This is a genomic window from Luteolibacter sp. Populi (assembly GCF_040801775.1).
GTDB lineage: Bacteria > Verrucomicrobiota > Verrucomicrobiia > Verrucomicrobiales > Akkermansiaceae > Haloferula.
The window spans coordinates 3,506,904-3,524,662 of the sequence record NZ_CP161812.1 but is presented as its reverse complement, the minus strand read 5'-3'; the positions used below and the strand labels follow the sequence as shown (position 1 = coordinate 3,524,662).

The window sequence follows — 17,759 nt, the reverse complement described above, 5'->3', positions numbered from 1 at the left end:
TGCGAATTACTCCGCGACCTTGGCCGCCCGACCCCTCTCAAGGATCATGTTCGGCTTGCCGTCCTCGCCGATAATCATGTTCCCACCCTCCGCGAGGGTAAGCGTCACCCCGCCGCCGCTGGCCCAGTGGAACCTGATTTTGTCGGGAGCTTCGGCGGTCCAGTCGGAGCCCTCCCATTTTTTGTCGAGGGTGAAGACGTGAAGGACCTTGTTGTTGTTTACCCGCCGCCAAAGCGTTCCGGCCATGTCGGTCTGGAAGTTGACGACCGTTCCCACACCCAGAAGCAGGCGCTTCTTCTCCGCGACGATCTGCTTCGCGAGCGCCGGATTCTCCGCGGTTCCCGGAATGGCATTCAAGGCGGCGAGGTACGCGGCATTGGGCCTCCGCGCGCTTGCGACGACATCAACCTGAACTTTCGCAAGCTCCTTGACCAAAGTCCTTCGTGGGCCTTGCGCCTTCTTTGGCAATTTGTCGTTCTCCCCGGAACCCAGGGAAATTCCAGCCGCTCCCTTGCGCTCGGTGTCAATTAAGGCAGCCCCTGCGGGATCTCTTTTGGCGACGAGATCCCGCTCCAAACTGTCGAGCACTACCAGATAGGCATCACGTGCCAGCCGTTCCGCGCTTTCCGCCTTGAGGAGGATCTTGTTGATTTCCTCGCGATGCTTGGCGGCGTGCGGCGCGATCAATGGGTCCAGGTCGGCTGACTTGACCATCTGCAATGGGAACACGATCGCGCAAATTAGCAGGACGAAGCGATTCATCACACCCATGAGATGAAGGCTTCATGAGGCAAACATACGGTCAAGATGAAAGAGATCTTCCGGCTTTCCTCGGGTTGTGCCGGCAGCTGTTGCCGGAACTGTGCCAGCGACAACAAGTCGCCGCTCCTCACAAAGAAAAAGCCGCGGGACACTCGTCCCGCGGCTTCTCTATACGAACCTTACCGGATGCGCCCGGGGGATCGCAGGGAAGTCAGTTGATTTGCCTTACCAGAAGACCTTCGCGCCCATGATGATGTTGGTGCCCGGCTCGTTCTGGCCGGAGCCGTGGTTGCGGTAGTCTTCGTCGGTGACGTTCTCGACGCCGGCGGTCAGCTCGAGGTGATCGGTGGCGCGCCAGCCGCCGTGAAGCATGTAGACGACGTAGTTCGGCGTGCCGCCGGAGGGGATGCGCTGGTTGTCGGCGCGGTCGGAGGCGGTCAAGCGGTTCTCCTCAGCAGCGGCGAGCACGCGGCCCTCGACCCAGAAGGTGTCGGTCGGTGAGGTCCAGCGCAGGGCGACGGAGCCGGTGAGCGGCAGCAGGCGCGAGCCCGGTTCATCGAGTAGCGGACCGCCGAGGAAGGCGCTCGTCTCAGTGCGGCCGTCTTGCCAGGCGCCGTAGCCGGAAACCGTCCATTGCGGGTGGAAGCGCCAGGCCCCTTCGAGTTCCACTCCGTAGACGTAGCCGTCGCGGCCGTTGGTGGCCACGGTGGTCGCGCCATTTGGCGTGGTCGGCACGCCGACGATCAGGTCGTCCACGTCCGTGTAAAAGAAGGAGAGATTCAGCGAGGTGTCCTCCGTGACGTGGCGGGTGCCGATCTCGTAGGTGATGTATTCCTCCGGATCGACGTCGACGGAGCCGGTGGAGGCGATGCCCGAGCGGGCGGTCAGGTTGCCGGAGAGGTCGTCCAGGTTCGGCGCGCGGAAGGCCTGCGAGGCGCCGCCGTAGACGCTCCAGCAATCGTTGAAGTGATAGATCCCGCGCAGCGAGCCGACGACATGATCCCAATCCCGATCCGCGCCGTACTGATCCTGGCCGGCGGCGGCATCCCAGTAACGGCCGAGTTCGGCCTTCGCATAAGTGTAGCGGGCACCGGCGGTGAGTTCGAATTGATCGACCGGCTTCCACATGTACTGCGTGAAGGCGCCGAAGGTCTCGTAGGTCGAGTCATCCGCGATCGGGCGGGTGGCCCGGTCGTAGTTCAAGCCGGGAGTGGCGCGCTTGCGGTAGCCTTCGGACTCGGTGGTATCGCGATAGTAGTCGAAGCCATAGACTAGGTCGCCAGGGCCGAGACGGGACTGGAATTGGGTGTCGACGCCGATCGTATCGATCTCCTGGATCTGATAGCGGCGGTCGGTCGCCGTGCGATACTCCTTGGAGGACTCACGGGTGGTTTGGAAGGAGACCGTCGCATTCCAGCGCTGGATGAAGGCGGAGTCGGCATTCTCCTGATCGACGCGGACGTAGGTCAGCGAGCGCTCCTGATCGATGGTGCGGGCCAGCCAGGTGCCGGGCTGGGTGACGTGGCCGGAGTGCTGCCAGCCGGGATTGAAGAGGGTCGAGTGCCAGCGCGAAATTGCGTCCTGATTCACCTGCTGGTGGGCGACGGTCAGCGTCGTCTGCGCGTTGAGCGCCATGTCGAAGCGGAAATCGAGATCCTGCTCCGGGTAGCCGGTATTCCGCATCAGTCCGACGGCGGAGTCGCGGATATCGCCGAAGTCCTTCGCCGTGACGCCGAGCATCACGCCGTATTGTCCGCCCACGCCGAAGGAGCTTTCGATCCGGCCGATGTGCGAGTCATCGCCATTGCTGCGGGTACTGGTAGTAGGCCGCGCCGTGGGTGAAAAACTCGCTCTCCTTCTCGTCTTGGAAGTTTGAGGACTTGGTGAAGACGTTCATGGTGCCGCCGATCGCGTCGGACCCGTAGAGCACCGAGCCCTGGCTCTTCACCAGCTCGATGTGGTCGATCGAGTAGGGATCGATGGTGTTCCAGTACCTGGGTCGGCCCGCTGCGCCAGGCGGAGTTGTTGATGCGCACGCCATCGACCAGCAAAAGATTCTGGCGGCCGGTGAAGCCGCGGATGTAGGGCGAGCCGTGGCCGTTCGCGGTCTTCTGGACCAGCACGCCGGGGGTGAACTGGAGCGCCTCGGGCAGGGTCCGGCGGGTATTCTCCTCGATGTATTTTTCATCGAACTCCGTGACGGTGTACGGGACGTTCTTCTTTTCGTCCTCCGAACGGGAGGCGGTGACGATCAGGGGATTCAGCAGATCTTGCGCTTGAGCAGCAGCCCAAGGCACCAAGGGCAGGAGGAGGAGTTTTCTCATCGGTAGGACCGGAACGGGTGTCCGGACCTTTCCTTAGGGGAAAATTTCTTAATTTACCGGGGCCTTTGCCGGGGCGGCCGCGGGGATCTGCTCGCCGCTGGTGTTCTGGAGTTCCCGAAGGACGGCGGTTTCCCGTTTGGTCATCGAGTAAGGACCGGCGAAGTGGACCCGGGCATTCCGGACCCGGTGGGTCCGGCACATCCAGCCTTGGCGGGCGTCCAGATAGTAGAGCACCAGGTATTGGCGATCCTCGCTCGAGGTCTCCGCGATGAAGTCCGGCAAGCCTTCATCCTTTAGGAAGACATTGAGGTCGGGATGGGTCGCGGACTGATAGACCAGGCGCCGGTGGCCGAGGGTCTCCGGCGAATTCCGCACCAGCATGATCCGGTCCTGGGCTGCTCGCTCGGTCCGGCCTGCTTCCCAGCTCACCCCGGCCGGCGAGCAGGCGACGAGCAGGAAGGGCAGCAGCAGGAGAAATTTCATGGCGATGCTGGCGATACGTCGGAAAGAGACCTGCCATTGCGGCGCCGGTCTTTTTCGATCACGCGCTGCAACGCCGCTACGTTCGGACGGTTCGCTTCGGATTCAATGAAAAATGCGGTCTCAAGCGGAACCAGGAATTCCACCGCCGAATTCACCCCGACCAAGTTGCCGTAGGCATCGATCACCGCGCCGCCGCTGTCGCCTGGTTCCAGGGGGATATCGTGCTTGAAGCGTGCCGCGTTTTTCTTCCCGGGCGGGATATCGGTCACGAGTTGTCCCGGCTCGCTGCGGAAGCCGGTGGCGATCCCGGAGTGGACCACGGGCGTGCCTGCCGGCAGCCAATGGTCGGCCGGTGTCCAATTGTAGTAGCGCGGGGTCGCGATCGGGATATTCAGGAGTGCGAGATCGCTGGACGAGGAACGCCAGACGATGCGCGCCTTGGTGGCCTTCAGGCCGCCCAGTTGGCCGTGGATCAGGAAGACATTGCGGCCATCGGAGCGGGCCAGCACGTGGTCGGCGGTGATGAAATAGCCGTCCGGCGAGATCGGCACGGCGGAGCCGCCATCGGCGTCGTCCGGTCCTTGCCCTTGGGTGAAGCGGCTTTCCACCCATGGCGCGAGTTCGGCCTTGCTGGAGATGACCACCGCGGTGAGGCGGGCGGCGGCCTTGCGGAGCACGGCGCGGTCCGGGACTTTGGTATCCGGCGGCGGGGCCTTGCTGGGAGTCACGGTGCACCCGGAAAGAAGGGCCGCCGCGAGGGCGGCCGGGAACAGGCGGGTGAGGAGTGACATCCGGGGCAAATGAAGCAAAAGGTTGACCGTCTCTCACGCGATTTCTTCCGCGCCGCCGCGAACCGCCCCAATTGCCGCGCGGTCGGCAGGCGGGATGACGATTTCTTCCAGCGAGTCGAGGTCGATCCACTCCTCGCCGGGAAGAGCGGCGGCGGCGGGATGCTTGGCCGGGCAATCGTGGACGTGAAGGGTCACCCGGTAGCGGGTGATCCCGTATTTGCGGCGGTGGAGGACTGGCAGGCTGGCGGCCGCCTCGCGCAGTGGCAGCCGCCACATCCCCTCGCGACGGCCCTTGCCCTGCTGGGAGAGAAGGATCTTCCCACGGTGCAGGAGGAAGACCGCGTGCTCGTCGACTTCCGAGATGGTCTGGCGCTTGGCTTTCACCGGCAGGGCGGCGGGCTCGCGGGCCTGGCAGTAGGTGGCGACCGGGCAGGACAGGCAATCGGGCAGGCCGGGGCGGCAATAGGTCTGGCCCAACTCCATCAGGGCGGAGTTGAAGGCGCGCGGGTGCTCATGGTCGAGAAGCCCGGCGGCGGTCTCCCAGAGCCATTTGAGCATCGGCCCGGAATCGATCGGATCGGCGCGGTCGAAGAGGCGGGTCAGGACCCGGGCGACATTGCCATCCACCAGCGGCGCGGGCAGGTCGAAGGCGAAGGAAAAAAGGGCTCCGGCGGTGTAGCGGCCGATGCCGGGTAGCGCGAGTAGAGCATCCAGGTTTCGGGGGAATTCACCGCCATGGTGCAAGAGGACAGCGCGGGCGGATTCGCGAAGCATGCGGGCACGGCGGTAATAGCCGAGGCCTTCCCAAGCCTTCAGCAGCGGCTCGTCCTCTGCGGCGGCAAGGGTAACGATGTCCGGGAAACGCTCCAGGAAGCGGCTGTAGAAGCCGCGGCCGAGTACGGTGGCGATCTGGGTCTGCTGGAGCATGACCTCGGAAACGAGCACCGCGTAGGGATCGCTGGTGCGCCGCCAGGGGTAATCTCTGCCGTGCTGGCGAAACCAGGTGCGGAGCGCGCCGCGGAAGCCTTCCTTGTCCTCCATCGGGGATTGGCGGGCGAGCGGCTTCAGCACGCGGGGATGATGGTGTCTTTGTGACGAAACGCAACTGGAGCTAGATCCCGAAATTCATTGGCGTATCCGATATCTTGTCAGTCATACTGCCGCCCGTGCCGCTGACCTCGCACACCGCCCCGCTGACCGCCGCGCAGGCCGAGCGCCTCCGCGAGGTTTTGGAGGACCGTGGCTACGAATTTGAGAAGAAGGAGCACACCCTCTACGCCGCCAAGAAGGGCAAGCTGAACGTTTCTGTTTACGCCAAGGGCCCGAAGGTCCTGATCCAGGGCAAGGAGACCGAGGATTTCATCCGCTTCCTGCTAGAGCCGGAGATCCTTGGCGAGGCCAAGCTGGGCTACGAGGAGGAGCTCGATCCGGAAATGTTCGCCCCGCACTTCGGGATCGATGAAAGCGGCAAGGGCGACTACTTCGGCCCGCTGGTGATCGCCGGGGTCTATACCGATGCCCCCGTGGCCCGGGCGCTGCGGGCGGCGGGGGTGATGGATTCCAAGCGGATCGCCAGCGCCAAGCGGATCCGCGAGCTGGCGGAGAAGATCCGCAATGTCCCGGGAATTGCCATCTCGCTGGTGGCGATCGGCCCGGAGCGCTACAACGAGATGTTCGCTTCCTTCGGCAATCTCAACCGCCTGTTAGCCTGGGGCCACGCCAAGGTGATCGCGAACCTCGCCGAGCAGCGCCCGGCCTGCCCGCGGGCCCTGAGCGACCAGTTCGCCCGGCCGGACGTGCTGGCCCGGGCGCTCAAACAGCAGAAAGTGGACATCCAGCTCGACCAGCGGACCAAGGGTGAATCCGACATCGCGGTGGCCGCCGCCTCGATCCTCGCCCGCGAGCGCTTCGTCGACTGGATCGACAAAACTTCCTCTGCCGGAGGGATTGTGCTACCCTTGGGGGCCTCCGCCGCGGTCATCGCAGCCGCCCGCCAGGTGATGCTGAAGCATGGTACTCAAGCGCTCGCCAAGGTGGCGAAAATGCACTTTAAAACCACTGCGGCGGTCAGTGGTGATTCAAACGGCTCTGGCACGGATTCCGCATGATTTTGGATTTTTCGCGGGACAAAGGGCCTCTCGTATGGTGTCCAATCCCGCGCCGCACTCACCAGTTCCTCACCCGTAAAGCCATGGCAACCATCACCAAACGCGAACTCGTCATCAAAATTTCCAACGAAACCGGGCTCACCCAGCAGCAGGTCTTCGATGTGATCCAGCGGACTCTCGACTCGATCACCGACTCCCTCTCGAATGGCGATACGGTGGTGATGCGGAACTTCGGAGCCTTCCAAGTGAAGGAGACCAAGGCCAAGATCGGGCGCAATCCGAAGGATCCGGACAAGGACGTGCCGATCCCGGCCCGCGCCGTGGTGAAGTTCAAGCCTGGCAAGGAAATGAAGGAGCAGGTGGCGCGCACGCTACCCTTGATCCGCGAGCGGCAGAAGTGAGAGGGGAGAATGACGAATTCAGAATGGCGAATGTCGAATGAAGTGTGCTGAAGAAATGGATGGCATCCCTTGCGAAGGGGAAGCCCGCCGGTTCCTTCACAAGTCATTCGACATTCGGAAATTCGTCATTCGGAATTCCTGGCTCTTGCTCCTCGCCTCCTGCGCCTACCCGGGCGGGGACTACCAAGGCTACATGACCAAGTCCTACTCGGTCCGCGGCGGGACCTACCATCCAATGGGGGTGGACGAGGCGCTGCATCACACGGAGACCGGCACGGCTTCTTGGTACAATGAATCCAGCTTCTTCGGGCTGAAGCGCGGCCAGACCTCGCTGGGGGAGAAGGTGATGCCCTGGCACCTGATCGCGGCGCACAAGACCCTACCGCTGCCCTGTATGGTGGAGGTTACGAATTTGGAGAACGGCAGGTCCGTGAAGTGCCGCGTGAACGACCGCGGCCCCTTCATCGGCGACCGGATCATCGACCTATCGCCGCGTGCGGCGAAGAAGATCGGCTTCAGGGATCAGGGCCTGGCCGAAGTGGAAGTGAAGGTGCTGTCGGTAGGCGACGGCAGCTACAAGCGGACCGCGAAGAAGAAGTGGTTCTTCGGGTTGTTCTGAGGAGCGGTTACCGCGGCATCATCAGCTCGTCGTCCTTCAGGCCTGTCAGGTCGCGGAGGCCTTTGAGGAGCCTCGTCAGGATCAGGAAAAGGATCCCCATCAGAGGCACGCCGATGGCGATGAAGCCGGCCCACTGAAGCTTGCCGATGATGGCGTTGTAAACCTCCAGGGCGTCGATCGCCTCGGCGTCGAAGCCGCGGAAAAACCACTGGGCCAGGCCCACGTTCATCACGGCGCTGAGGAAAAAGGAGGCGGCGAAAAGCTTGGTCGCCCCGTCGAGGAGCCCCGAGTAGCGCGATTCCTCCCCGCGTTGGGAGATCCGGCCTTCGATCTTCGGGATGTCGAAAATCGTGTCGTTGTAGAGGAAGACGCGGATTAGCGGGGTGGCGGATTTCCTCGAACTGAGGATCGCGAAGCCGAGGAACAAAGGGATCAGGCCCTCCTTGAGGCCGAAAAGGAGCCCGGCGTTCTCTTTCACGGAGCCATCGTCATTCCATAGGTAGAGCGTCAGGCCACCGGACAGAAGCACCGAGATCAGGCCGAGCGCGGAGAAAAAATTGCCCTTCCGGGTCTGGATGTAGTGCCAGATGCCGTAACCCAGCGGCAGGACCAGCGCGATGATCATCGCCCACATCGGGCCGATGTGCCAAGGTCTGGCGACCTTCCCCAGCTTCACTTGGATCTCGGGATCCTTGCTCAGGAAGCTCAGCACGAGTGCCGGAACGACCACGTTCACAAGGATGTTGGCGAGCGGGTGTTCCTGCTTGGGCTTGGGGTCAGGCATGGCGGGTGGCCCGCAGGGAAGCCACTTCCCCGGGCGGTGGAAATGAAAAAACCGGCGGCGATCGATCCCTCGCTCTCCGGAGATTGCATCTGCCCGCCACTCGCCCAAAGTAGAGAGGTGTTTCCGATGACCGATATCGACCGCGAGGACTTCCGCAACCTGCTGGCGGAGATCGGGCGCACGCGCATGCCCTTCGGCAAATACGGTCGCGCGGGAGTGCCGCCCTACGGCATGCCGATCTACGACCTGCCGGTGGAATACCTCTTCTGGTTCAAGGAGCGCGGCTTCCCGAAGGGCCGGCTCGGCGAACTGCTCGCGATCGTCTGCGAAGTGAAGGGCGTGGGCATGGATTCGCTCTTCGATCCGTTGCGGCAGGCGAATGGAGGGAGGGTGACCTTTCACCCGCCGCGGAAGCGAGTGCACCGGTTTCCGGATGCGGATGGAGGCTCTTGAAATCCTTCGAACTGCGCTATCCCCGGAACGGGGACCCGCTTTCCTCAAGGTGGCACTCCATGATGAAGTTGGTCAGGGTCTCGCCCCGGACGTGAACTTCATTGTCCCGCACGTGCCGGAAGCCGTGCCGCGCGAAGAAGGGGCGGGCGGTGATCGATACCTCCGCGAACAGCTTCGCGATGCCTTTGGCCCGCGCTTCCCTTTTCACGGCTGCCATGATCTCCGACATGACGCCGCGCCGCGCGTAGGCGGGATCGACGTAGGTGCAGTCGATGTGGCCGTCCGGATCAAGCTCCATGAAACCGACGGCGCGGCCATCCAGTTCCTTGACGAAGGGTCGCTTGCGTCCACAGCGCTGCTGCCAGCTGCCGAAGTCGATGTCGCCGTTTGACCAGGCGAGAAGTTGGTCGGGCGTGTAGTCGTTCGAGGCAAGCTGGTGGACGGCCTCATGGAAAATGCGGCCGATGGCGAGGTGATCGCCCGGTTGGTAGCGACGGGTCATGGAGGGGCGGTTTGACGGGATGAGAAGGCCCGTGGAAGCGGTGAGGCTTCCTGGCGAAACGCCGTGACCAAGGGATGAGGAAGCCCCGGTACGTCGCAACGCGCCGCGCTTTATATTCAAGTTACTTGAAAAGTAAAGCGATCTGTTATGGCGTTTTGTAACCCTTGCGCTCCTAGCTGGTGGATCCGAGGTCCGGGGCATCAAACAAAAAAGGCGGGCCCGTTGCGGGCCCGCCTTCCTTGATTGAAAAGGGTCGGATCAGACGGTCCCGAAGATCGTCTTGCCGGTGGAAAGCAGGTCGTCGCAGGCTTCCTTGAGGCGGTTGGCGAGGGAGATCTCGGCCTTCTTCAGGTAGCTGCGCGGGTCGTAGAGCTTCTTGTCGCCCACTTCGCCGTCGATCTTGAGGATGCCCTCGATGTTCTGGCAGATATGCGTCACGATCGGGCGGGTGAAGGCGTACTGGGTATCGGTGTCGATGTTCATCTTCACCACGCCGTAGCCGAGGGTCTCACGGATGTCTTCGAGATCGGAGCCGGAGCCGCCGTGGAAGACCAGATCCATTTCGGCCGCCACGCCGTGCTTGTCGGTCACGGCCTTCTGGCCGTCGCGCAGGATAGTCGGCTTGAGCTTCACGGCACCCGGCTTGTAGGCCCCGTGGACATTGCCGAAAGTGGCGGCGAAGAGGAAGCGGCCGATCGGGCTGAGCGCTTCGTAAACGTCCACCATGTCTTCGGGGGTGGTGTAGAGCTTGTCGGCAGGCAGGCCGGAGGTGTCGTGACCGTCTTCTTCACCCCCCACGCAGCCGGCCTCGACTTCGAGGATGATGTCGAGTTCGGCGCACTCCTTGAGGAGTTCCTTCGAAATCTTGAGGTTCTCTTCGAGCGGCACCACGGAGCCGTCGAACATGTGGCTCTGGAAGAGCGGGCCCTTGCCGGTGGCGATGCGCTCGCGGGAGGCCTGCAGCAGCGGCTTCAGGAAGCCGTCCACCTTGGCCGGGTGGCAATGGTCGGTGTGGAGGCCGACGAGGATATCGTATTTCTCGGCGAGGCGGTGCACGGCCTCGGCCAGCACGATCGCACCGAAGGCGGCATCCTTCACGGAAGTGCCGGAGGCGAACTCGCCGCCGCCGGTGGAGACCTGGATGATCCCGTCGGACTTGGCCTCGGCGAAGGCACGCAGGGAGCCGTTCACCGTGGCGAGCGAAGTGACATTGATGGCCGGGTAAGCGTAGCCGCCTTTTTGGGCAGCATCGAGCATGGCGCGGTATTGGGCGGGCGTTGCGACGGGCATGGCGGGGAGCGGGGTAGCGGACGGATGGCGGCGGCGCAAGGCCGGAACGTAGCAGCGGCGGTACGCAGACGGCGTGCCAGTGGAGAGAGCCGCGCGTCGGAGACAAATTCCAGGCAATTTCCCGTAGAAGAGCCGTGAAGTGCCTTTTCGTCCTCCTTCTCCTCCATTCCTGCGGCTTCGCGGCCGACTTTTTTGTCACGCCGGAGGGGGCTGGAACCCGCGATGCCTCGCGAGCGGAGCACGCAGCGGCCGGGACCTCGATCTCGAGCCTCTTCGATCGGATGGCCGCGGGAGACCGGCTCCTTCTCGGCGCGGGGAATTATCAGGGGCTGAGCCTCGCCTTCACCTCCGGCGGATCTCCGGGGAGACCCAAGATCGTTGAAGGTGCCCCCGGCGCGATCTTCACTTCAGACTGGTCCATCGAGAAGCCTGACAAAGGAAGCACCGCCATCGTCCTCGGCCCCGGCCTCTCCCATGTCGTCTTCAAGAACCTCTCCATCAGCCGCTACTGCTTCGCCATCCGTGCGGCCCCCTCCAAGGAATCCCCGCGCAGCCACCTGACTTTCGAGAACATCGCGATCGATCAGGTCCGCCACGGCTTCTATCTCGCCGACTGCGATGATCTGGCCGTGCTCCATTGCACCACGAAGCGCTACAGCAAACACGGCTTTCGCTTCGATCAAGGTTGCGATCGGGTCGCTTTGAAGGGTTGCGTCGCCGATTGCTCCGAGGGTGACCCGGTGTGGGAGACGAAAACCGAGGTCTTTCCCTTCGGTTTCATCCTCAACGATGGTGGGGCACCCAATACCGGCTTCCTCCTCGAGGACTGCGTGGCGAAGAACAACATCAAGTCCAACCAGACCGTCAAATACACCAACGGCGATGGCTTCGTGGCTGAGGGGAACAACAGCGACGTCAGATTCGCCCGCTGTCATGCTCTCCGCAATCAGGACGGAGGATTCGACATCAAGGTGGATCATGCGAAGTTTACGGACTGCGTTGCCACGGGCCACCGCCGCGACTTCCGCATCTGGCGCAGCGCCACCCTCAAAAACTGTTTCGCGGGCGGATCGCAGACGGGCCTCTGGACCCAGGGTGGGCCTGTTGCGGTTGAAAGCTGCACTTTCCTTGCCCATCGGAAATGCGCTCTTGAGATCGAGGACAAATCGACCGGGCCCGTCACCTTGACCAATTGCCTGATCGTCTCCGAGGAACAGGACTACACCGTTTCGATCGGGCGTTTTGAAGGAGCGGAGAGCACCGTCGTAGCAAAGACCTCCGCCGGGTTCGGTTTCGCAAGCCCCGATTCCAAGTGGAATGGAGATTGCAAGGCCATGGACTCTTCGAAATTCCCTGACAAGGGCTTCAACTCTGCCCGCATCTCGCGCTAGCGCATCTCTCAAGCCGCGCCGCGCCGCTTCAAAAACTCCGCCGGGGAGACCCCGTGGATGCGCTTGAAGACCCGGGAGAAGTGGAAGGGATCCAGCCCGAGTTCCTCCGCCACCTCGCGGACAATCCGACCGCCGCCATCGAGCAGGGCGGCGGCGTGCATCATGCGGCAGCGGAGCAGGGCGTGATAGGGCGATTCGTGACCATGCCGGGCGAAAAGGCGGGACAGGTAGGCGGGGTGGACGTGGCAGGCGGCGGCGACCTCGGTGGCGGTCGAGAATTCGAGGAAGCGGCCTTCGATGCAGCTCCGGCACTTCAGGTAGGTCTGATGGGATTGCTCGTGGCCGCCCGCGGCCGCGACCGAGTCCGCCAAGGTCCGCAGCAGGATCTCGGTGTGCAGCGCGGTGATCCGGGCGGCCTGCGGGCCCGCCTTCCGGCCACTGGCTAGCACCTGCTCGAAGGCTTCCTCCAATTCCTCCGCGTCCGGGACGATCCGGCAATTGCCCGGCAGAAGGTTGGCAGCGCGCAGGAGCTCCAAGCCTTCGCGTCCGGCGAAATCGAGGAAGTACTTCGCCGGCGGATCGCCAGGATCCGCGGCGATCCGGTGGGCGCAGCCGGGCCCGTAGGCGAAGACGGTGCCGCGCTGCAGCGGCCACTCCCGGCCATCCAGGGTGACCTTGCCTTTGCCACCGGCGACGAATTCAACACAGAGGAAGGGGAAGTCGGCGCGCTCGACTTGAAAATCCGGAGCGCAGCGTTCCCAGCCGCCACAGACGGTGCTCAGCTTGTGGCCGGCGGGAGGATTAAGATTGAGATAGAAACGCCGGGCCTCGCGGACCTGCCGCGACACGAAGGACGGCGGTTCCAAGGCGTTTCCGGTCACACCGGGCAGCATCCGCAGAACGTGGCGGAGGTCAAGAATCGTCATGAATCGGAAAAAAACCGCCATGGTGCGACGGCTTCGTCCGGCCCATGCTTCCCGCCTGAACTCATGAAATACCGTCCGCTCGGCTCGACCGGCCTGCAGGTTTCCGTGCTCGGCTTCGGAGGCTCCTCGCTCGGCTCCGTTTTCCGCCCAGTCACCCTCGATGATGCGATTGCCACGGTCCGCGCCGCGCTGGATGGAGGGATGAACTTCATCGATACCTCGCCGTCCTACGGCCAGACGCTGGCCGAACTCAGGTTAGGAAGGGCGTTGGAGGGCGTGCCGCGCGATTCCTACATTCTCGCGACCAAGATCGGCAGCTACAGCGAGGCGCGGGGCGACTACGATTTCTCGGCCGCCAGCACCGAGCGCAGCATCGAGCACAGCCTGATCCGGCTCGGGATCGACCACATCGACCTGATCCAGTGCCACGACATCGAGTTCGCGGATCACGACCAGATCGTGAACGAGACCTTGCCGACCCTGCAAAAGTTGAAGGAGCAAGGGATCGTCCGCCACATCGGCATCACCGGGCTGCCGCTCAAGATCTTCCCGTCGATCCTCGACCGGGTGGCCCCCGGAACGGTGGAGACGATCCTGTCCTTCTGCCACTACGAGCTGAACGATACCTCTCTCGGCGACATGATCCCCTACCTTCAGGAGAAGGGCGTCGGCATCATCAATGCCTCCCCGACCGGCATGGGCCTGCTGACGCAACGCGGCGCGCCGGATTGGCACCCGTCCACGGCGACGATCCGCGAGGGTTGCAAGAAGGCGATGGAGCATTGCCGCGCGAGGGGCGTGGATATCGTCCAACTCGCGCTGCAATTCGCCTGCGACAACGAGGGGATCGCGAGTACCTTAGTGGGCTCCGCGAATCCCGACAACATCCGCGCGAACATCGCCTACCTCGACCAGCCCTTCGATCGCGAACGGCTGGCGGAAGTGATGGAGATCCTCGGGCCGATCCACAATTTCAACTTCACCCGCGGCCTGCCCCAGCACCGCGACGAGATCCTCGGATGAGCATGCCTTGATTCGTCATTCGGAAATTCGACATTCGTCATTACTCCTCATGCGTTTCTTCGACCTCTCCCAACCGCTCTTCGATGACTGCCCGAATTGCCACGTGCATCCGCCGGTGAGCTTGCCGCGGACGGCGGACCACCCCACGGACGGCTGGCGGATGGAGGAATTCCACATGGCGTCGCACACCGGCACGCACCTTGATGCACCGCTGCACAAGATTCCCGGCGGTGCATCCATCGACACTTACCCGTTGGAGACCTTCTGTGGTGAGCAGGCCATCGCCGATCTCACGCACCTTGAAGCTAGCCATCCCATCGGGCCTGCCGATCTGGAAACTGCCGGGAATTGTTCGGGCCGGATCCTGCTGCTCAATACCGGCTGGGGCCACAAGCGCGCGAAGACCGACGAGTGGATCCATCGCTCGCCCTGGCTTTCACCGGCGGGGGCGGAATGGATCGTGGGGAGAGGCGTGCGCGCCATCGGCATCGATCATTTCTCCATCGGTGGCACCGGCCCTGAGAACGCACTGACCCACGAGATCCTGCTCGGCAATGGCGTGTGGGTGATCGAGGAGCTCTGCTTCCGCGAGGGCTGGCGCGAGTTCGCCGCGGGGGCGAGCTTCATGGCGCTGCCACTTTTGGTGCCGGGCTTCTCCGGTTCGCCCTGCCGTGCGGTCTTGATGAAAATGTAGTACGCCGTGAACGAACTAACCCAACAACTGCTGGTGACGCTGTGGGATCGGCAACCAGGCTTCGGTGAGATCGATGGACGGCTCGCCGAAGAATGCAAAACGATGTCTGCGGCGGAGGCGGGTGTCATTGGTCGCGATCTGATCCTGCGCAGGCAAGGGCTCTACACGAAGCTATTCAGCATGGCGGCCTATCTCGCGTCGGGAGGGACGGCGGGCAATGACAGCTTCATGGATTTCGCGGACTGTGTGGCGATCCTTCCCGAAGACCGTTACCAGCGGATCGTCGGGGATCCTGATGCACTGATCGATGATGAAGTCTCTGAGCCCTTCGGAGAGTTCTACTTCGTCTCACGAGTCACAAAGGTATTTGACCGGTCTCTCTTGGATGAGGATGGCGGCTTCTTGCGTTACCTCGTTCTCGGGCCGGAGGATGATTCGCGGTCGAAGATTTATCCTTGGGAGGATGGAGATGAGGCGCTTCTGCCACGTCTCCATGCGAAGTATGGCCAATTGCTCAGGTCAACAAAGCCACATGCATCCCTATCCGACCTTAATCGGGAACGAGTGACCTTGGACGACTTGATTCCCTGAACGGGGCAGACCGAATCTCTTTATGAAGCTCCTTGTTCAGATCCATCCCGACGACAACGTAGCCGTCGCCCCCTTGGCGATCACGGCGGGAACGCGCGATGATTCCGGCGTGGTGTTGGGCGAGATCCCCGCGGGTCACAAGGCGGCCCTGCGCGCCATCGCGGCGGGGGAGCCGGTGGTGAAATATGGATTTCCCATCGGCATCGCGACGGAAGCGATTGCGGCCGGAGCCCAGGTCCACTCGCATAACTTGCGCACCGGATTGGCGGAGGACACGCAACTGAAGTACGAGCCGAACCGTAGTTCGTCGGAATCGGGCGGCAGCGTGCCGCATTTCATGGGCTACCGCCGGCCCGACGGGCGGGCTGCGACGCGCAATGAAATCTGGATCGTCAACACGGTGGCCTGCGTGAACGTCCCGAGCCAGCGCATCGCGGACCTCGCCGCGCGCGAGTTCGTCGTGGCGGGCGGGCTGATCGATGGCATCCATGCCTTCACTCATCCGTATGGCTGTTCGCAGCTTGGAGATGACCTCGGGCATACTCGGAAGATCCTGGCCGGACTGGTGCGGCATCCGAATGCCGCGGCGGTGCTGATCCTCGGCCTCGGTTGCGAAAACAACACCCTCAAGTCCTTCCTCGCCGAGGCCGGGACGCTTGATCCGCAGCGGGTGCGCTTCTTTAACGCGCAGGAAGTGCAGGACGAAATCGAGCACGGCTTGGCGGCGATGCGCGAGCTCGTCGACTACGCTTCGCAATTCAAGCGCGAGCCGATTCCCGCGTCCGAACTGGTGCTGGGGATGAAGTGCGGCGGTAGCGACGGCTTCAGCGGCATCACCGCGAACCCGCTGGTAGGGAGGATTGCCGAGCGGCTATCGGCGTGGGGCGGAACCGCCGTTCTAACAGAAGTGCCGGAGATGTTCGGTGCGGAGGCACCCTTGTTCAACCGCTGCGAGAGCGCAGAACTTTTCGGCGAGGCTCTGGCGATGGTGAACGGCTTCAAGGACTACTTCCGCCGCCATGGCGAAGCGGTGCACGAAAACCCGTCACCGGGGAACAAGGACGGCGGCATCACCACTTTGGAAGAAAAGTCGCTCGGTTGCATCCAGAAGGGCGGCCTCGCCCCGGTGAAGCAAGTGGTCGGCTATGGCGATGCCGCGCGGCAGCAGCTCGGCGGCCTCTGCCTGGTGGAAGCGCCGGGCAACAACGGCGTCTCCTGCACCGCGCTGGCCGCCGCGGGAGCGCATGAGATTCTCTTCACCACCGGCCGCGGCACGCCGCTCGGCGTCGCGGTGCCGACCTTGAAGATCGCATCGAACCACGACCTCGCGACACGCAAGCCCAACTGGATTGATTTCGACGCGGGGAAGCTGCTGGAGCCCGAGGTCTCCGAGGACAGCGTCACCGATGAATTGATGGAGCTGATCCTTGAAACCGCATCGGGCAAGCCGGCGCGAAACGAGATCAATGGCTTCCGGGAAATCGCGATCTGGAAGCAGGGAGTGACCTTGTGAAATTTCATCCATGATCCTTCAATTCGGCGCAGGAAATTTCCTCCGGGCATTCGTCGATCTCTTCGTGTCCCAGACGGGATTCGATGAGGTCGTGGTAGTGCAGTCCACGGGCATCGAGCGGGCGGAAGCGCTCAATCGTGCGGGGGGGCGCTATCACGTGGCGGTCCAGGGTTTCGTCGAAGGCCGGGTGATCGACGAGACCGAAGAAGTCCGGTCCATCTCGAAGGCCCTTCACGCTGGCACCCGGTGGTACGAGGTGCTGGAAACCGCCTGCCGCCCTGATATGCGTTGGATCGTTTCGAATACCACGGAAGCAGGCTTCGCACTTGATGAAGCCGATGTGGAAAACCGTGGGGTTCCTTCCTCCTATCCGGCGAAGCTTTTGGCGGTCTTGCTAGCCCGCCATGCTGCCGGCCTTCCCGGCCCCGTCATCCTCCCCTGCGAACTCATCGAGCACAATGGCGACCGGCTCCGCGCCCTCGTCCTCGAACAAGCGGCCCGCTGGCAGGTTTCTCCGGATGCGGTCGCGTGGTTGGGCGAAAGCTGCACTTGGCTGAACAACCTGGTGGACCGGATCGTCCCCGGCCCGCCGAAAGCGCACCCGCTGCTCGGCACCGATCCCCTCCTGCTCAGCGCCGAGCCCTTCGCGTTCTGGGCCATTGAAACCACGGGCAGCTTCGGTCTCCAGCATCCCGCCGTCGTCACCGCCCCGGACATCACCCCGTACTACCTGCGGAAAGTCCGCATTCTCAACGGCCTTCATTCGGCCCTCGTCTGCCACGCCCTCCCCATGGGCATCGCAACGGTCCGCGAATGTGTCGAGCACCCCGAGGTCGGCCCGTGGCTGGAAGATCTCCTCTTCAACGAAATCGTCCCCGTCCTCGAAGGCCGCGTCGATGACCCCGCCGGCTTCGCCCGGACCACCCTCGACCGCTTCCGCAATCCCTTCCTGGAACACAAGCTCTCCGCGATCGCGCTCAATCACGAAGCCAAGCTCCGCGTCCGCCTGCTTCCTACCTACGAGGAATATCGTAGTAAATTCGGCCGGGAGCCGGAACTGTTGGGTCGCTTGATCAAGTAGCCTGCATTTCCCGTGCTGGCGCG

Annotated in this window: 20 protein-coding genes and 1 pseudogene; 10 read left to right on the top strand and 11 right to left on the bottom strand. The window is 63.1% G+C overall.

The genetic code is table 11. From position 1 onward, the window contains the following. Positions 1–6: 6 nt before the first annotated feature. The 7 genes and pseudogenes from ABWK72_RS14380 to ABWK72_RS14350 all read right to left on the bottom strand — a co-directional run bounded on the left by ABWK72_RS14380 (position 7) and on the right by ABWK72_RS14350 (position 5,431). Positions 7–762: a hypothetical protein gene (locus tag ABWK72_RS14380; protein ID WP_367870265.1), complete on the bottom strand. Its 756-nt coding sequence runs from the start codon at positions 760–762 to the stop codon at positions 7–9. A 225-nt stretch (positions 763–987) separates the two neighbouring features. After that, on the bottom strand, positions 988–2,523 hold the full coding sequence (locus ABWK72_RS14375) for a TonB-dependent receptor (RefSeq protein ID WP_367870264.1): 1,536 nt from the start codon (positions 2,521–2,523) through the stop codon (positions 988–990). Positions 2,524–2,557: 34 nt separating this feature from the next. Further along, positions 2,558–2,803: a TonB-dependent receptor gene (locus ABWK72_RS14370; protein ID WP_367870263.1), complete on the bottom strand. Its 246-nt coding sequence runs from the start codon at positions 2,801–2,803 to the stop codon at positions 2,558–2,560. A gap of 37 nt (positions 2,804–2,840) precedes the next feature. Continuing rightward, positions 2,841–3,086 (bottom strand): annotated as a pseudogene (locus ABWK72_RS14365) (hypothetical protein); the annotation flags it as partial. Positions 3,087–3,134: 48 nt separating this feature from the next. After that, positions 3,135–3,569 carry a hypothetical protein gene (locus tag ABWK72_RS14360; protein WP_367870262.1) on the bottom strand — a complete coding sequence of 145 codons (435 nt, stop codon included), beginning with the start codon at positions 3,567–3,569 and terminating at the stop codon, positions 3,135–3,137. Continuing rightward, positions 3,566–4,360 carry a serine protease gene (locus tag ABWK72_RS14355; RefSeq protein ID WP_367870261.1) on the bottom strand — a complete coding sequence of 265 codons (795 nt, stop codon included), beginning with the start codon at positions 4,358–4,360 and terminating at the stop codon, positions 3,566–3,568. Before ABWK72_RS14355 ends, ABWK72_RS14360 begins: the two co-directional genes overlap by 4 nt. Before the next feature lie 33 nt (positions 4,361–4,393). Further along, on the bottom strand, positions 4,394–5,431 hold the full coding sequence (locus ABWK72_RS14350) for an A/G-specific adenine glycosylase (RefSeq protein ID WP_367870260.1): 1,038 nt from the start codon (positions 5,429–5,431) through the stop codon (positions 4,394–4,396). 74 nt (positions 5,432–5,505) lie between these two features. Here ABWK72_RS14350 and rnhC point away from each other — a divergent pair, with 74 nt between their 5' ends. From rnhC to ABWK72_RS14335, 3 genes are all read left to right on the top strand, one after another. Further along, complete coding sequence (gene rnhC / locus ABWK72_RS14345) at positions 5,506–6,468, top strand: ribonuclease HIII (protein ID WP_367870259.1); 963 nt, start codon at positions 5,506–5,508, stop codon at positions 6,466–6,468. Between the two features lie 83 nt (positions 6,469–6,551). Next, complete coding sequence (locus tag ABWK72_RS14340) at positions 6,552–6,869, top strand: HU family DNA-binding protein (RefSeq protein WP_035608714.1); 318 nt, start codon at positions 6,552–6,554, stop codon at positions 6,867–6,869. A gap of 145 nt (positions 6,870–7,014) precedes the next feature. Further along, positions 7,015–7,488 (top strand): septal ring lytic transglycosylase RlpA family protein, encoded by a 474-nt coding sequence (locus ABWK72_RS14335; protein WP_367870258.1) that lies wholly within the window; start codon positions 7,015–7,017, stop codon positions 7,486–7,488. A gap of 7 nt (positions 7,489–7,495) precedes the next feature. Here the strand turns inward: ABWK72_RS14335 and ABWK72_RS14330 are convergent, their stop codons facing one another. Further along, positions 7,496–8,272, bottom strand: a complete 777-nt coding sequence (locus tag ABWK72_RS14330) for a VC0807 family protein (protein WP_367870257.1) — start codon at positions 8,270–8,272, stop codon at positions 7,496–7,498. Between the two features lie 42 nt (positions 8,273–8,314). Between ABWK72_RS14330 and ABWK72_RS14325 the strand changes: the two genes are divergently transcribed. Then, on the top strand, positions 8,315–8,725 hold the full coding sequence (locus ABWK72_RS14325; protein WP_367870256.1) for a DUF3820 family protein: 411 nt from the start codon (positions 8,315–8,317) through the stop codon (positions 8,723–8,725). 16 nt (positions 8,726–8,741) lie between these two features. Here ABWK72_RS14325 and ABWK72_RS14320 read toward each other — a convergent pair whose 3' ends face one another. Then, the gene (locus ABWK72_RS14320; protein ID WP_367870255.1) at positions 8,742–9,227 is read right to left on the bottom strand and encodes a GNAT family N-acetyltransferase; all 486 of its coding nucleotides are present in this window, start codon (positions 9,225–9,227) and stop codon (positions 8,742–8,744) included. A gap of 258 nt (positions 9,228–9,485) precedes the next feature. Beyond that, positions 9,486–10,517 carry a class II fructose-bisphosphate aldolase gene (gene fbaA, locus ABWK72_RS14315; protein WP_367870254.1) on the bottom strand — a complete coding sequence of 344 codons (1,032 nt, stop codon included), beginning with the start codon at positions 10,515–10,517 and terminating at the stop codon, positions 9,486–9,488. 134 nt (positions 10,518–10,651) lie between these two features. On the opposite strand from fbaA, the gene ABWK72_RS14310 reads away from it, so the two are divergent. After that, positions 10,652–11,908 (top strand): right-handed parallel beta-helix repeat-containing protein, encoded by a 1,257-nt coding sequence (locus tag ABWK72_RS14310; RefSeq protein ID WP_367870253.1) that lies wholly within the window; start codon positions 10,652–10,654, stop codon positions 11,906–11,908. A gap of 8 nt (positions 11,909–11,916) precedes the next feature. Here the strand turns inward: ABWK72_RS14310 and ABWK72_RS14305 are convergent, their stop codons facing one another. After that, a complete protein-coding gene (locus ABWK72_RS14305; protein ID WP_367870252.1) occupies positions 11,917–12,834 on the bottom strand; it encodes an AraC family transcriptional regulator in 918 nt (305 codons plus the stop codon). Between the two features lie 63 nt (positions 12,835–12,897). On the opposite strand from ABWK72_RS14305, the gene ABWK72_RS14300 reads away from it, so the two are divergent. The 5 genes from ABWK72_RS14300 to ABWK72_RS14280 are packed head-to-tail and all read left to right on the top strand — an operon-like array spanning position 12,898 to position 17,736. Further along, on the top strand, positions 12,898–13,857 hold the full coding sequence (locus tag ABWK72_RS14300) for an aldo/keto reductase (protein WP_367870251.1): 960 nt from the start codon (positions 12,898–12,900) through the stop codon (positions 13,855–13,857). A gap of 49 nt (positions 13,858–13,906) precedes the next feature. Next, complete coding sequence (locus ABWK72_RS14295; RefSeq protein ID WP_367870250.1) at positions 13,907–14,551, top strand: cyclase family protein; 645 nt, start codon at positions 13,907–13,909, stop codon at positions 14,549–14,551. A 6-nt stretch (positions 14,552–14,557) separates the two neighbouring features. Beyond that, entirely contained in the window at positions 14,558–15,142 is a 585-nt protein-coding gene (locus ABWK72_RS14290) for a hypothetical protein (RefSeq protein ID WP_367870249.1), read from the top strand. A 22-nt stretch (positions 15,143–15,164) separates the two neighbouring features. Continuing rightward, positions 15,165–16,655, top strand: coding sequence for a UxaA family hydrolase (locus ABWK72_RS14285; RefSeq protein WP_367870248.1), 1,491 nt, complete (start codon positions 15,165–15,167; stop codon positions 16,653–16,655). A gap of 10 nt (positions 16,656–16,665) precedes the next feature. Next, complete coding sequence (locus tag ABWK72_RS14280) at positions 16,666–17,736, top strand: altronate dehydrogenase (RefSeq protein ID WP_367870247.1); 1,071 nt, start codon at positions 16,666–16,668, stop codon at positions 17,734–17,736. The last annotated feature ends 23 nt before the right edge of the window (positions 17,737–17,759 follow it).

Coding starts and splice junctions, on each gene's coding strand:
- ABWK72_RS14340 (WP_035608714.1), top strand. CDS start 6,552: ATGGCAACCATCACCAAACGCGAACTCGTCATCAAAATTTCCAACGAA.
- ABWK72_RS14360 (WP_367870262.1), bottom strand. CDS start 3,569: ATGAAATTTCTCCTGCTGCTGCCCTTCCTGCTCGTCGCCTGCTCGCCG.
- ABWK72_RS14380 (WP_367870265.1), bottom strand. CDS start 762: ATGAATCGCTTCGTCCTGCTAATTTGCGCGATCGTGTTCCCATTGCAG.
- ABWK72_RS14325 (WP_367870256.1), top strand. CDS start 8,315: ATGAAAAAACCGGCGGCGATCGATCCCTCGCTCTCCGGAGATTGCATC.
- ABWK72_RS14320 (WP_367870255.1), bottom strand. CDS start 9,227: ATGACCCGTCGCTACCAACCGGGCGATCACCTCGCCATCGGCCGCATT.
- ABWK72_RS14295 (WP_367870250.1), top strand. CDS start 13,907: ATGCGTTTCTTCGACCTCTCCCAACCGCTCTTCGATGACTGCCCGAAT.
- ABWK72_RS14305 (WP_367870252.1), bottom strand. CDS start 12,834: ATGACGATTCTTGACCTCCGCCACGTTCTGCGGATGCTGCCCGGTGTG.
- ABWK72_RS14300 (WP_367870251.1), top strand. CDS start 12,898: ATGAAATACCGTCCGCTCGGCTCGACCGGCCTGCAGGTTTCCGTGCTC.
- ABWK72_RS14330 (WP_367870257.1), bottom strand. CDS start 8,272: ATGCCTGACCCCAAGCCCAAGCAGGAACACCCGCTCGCCAACATCCTT.
- ABWK72_RS14280 (WP_367870247.1), top strand. CDS start 16,666: ATGATCCTTCAATTCGGCGCAGGAAATTTCCTCCGGGCATTCGTCGAT.
- ABWK72_RS14370 (WP_367870263.1), bottom strand. CDS start 2,803: ATGGCGTGCGCATCAACAACTCCGCCTGGCGCAGCGGGCCGACCCAGG.
- fbaA (WP_367870254.1), bottom strand. CDS start 10,517: ATGCCCGTCGCAACGCCCGCCCAATACCGCGCCATGCTCGATGCTGCC.
- ABWK72_RS14285 (WP_367870248.1), top strand. CDS start 15,165: ATGAAGCTCCTTGTTCAGATCCATCCCGACGACAACGTAGCCGTCGCC.
- ABWK72_RS14355 (WP_367870261.1), bottom strand. CDS start 4,360: ATGTCACTCCTCACCCGCCTGTTCCCGGCCGCCCTCGCGGCGGCCCTT.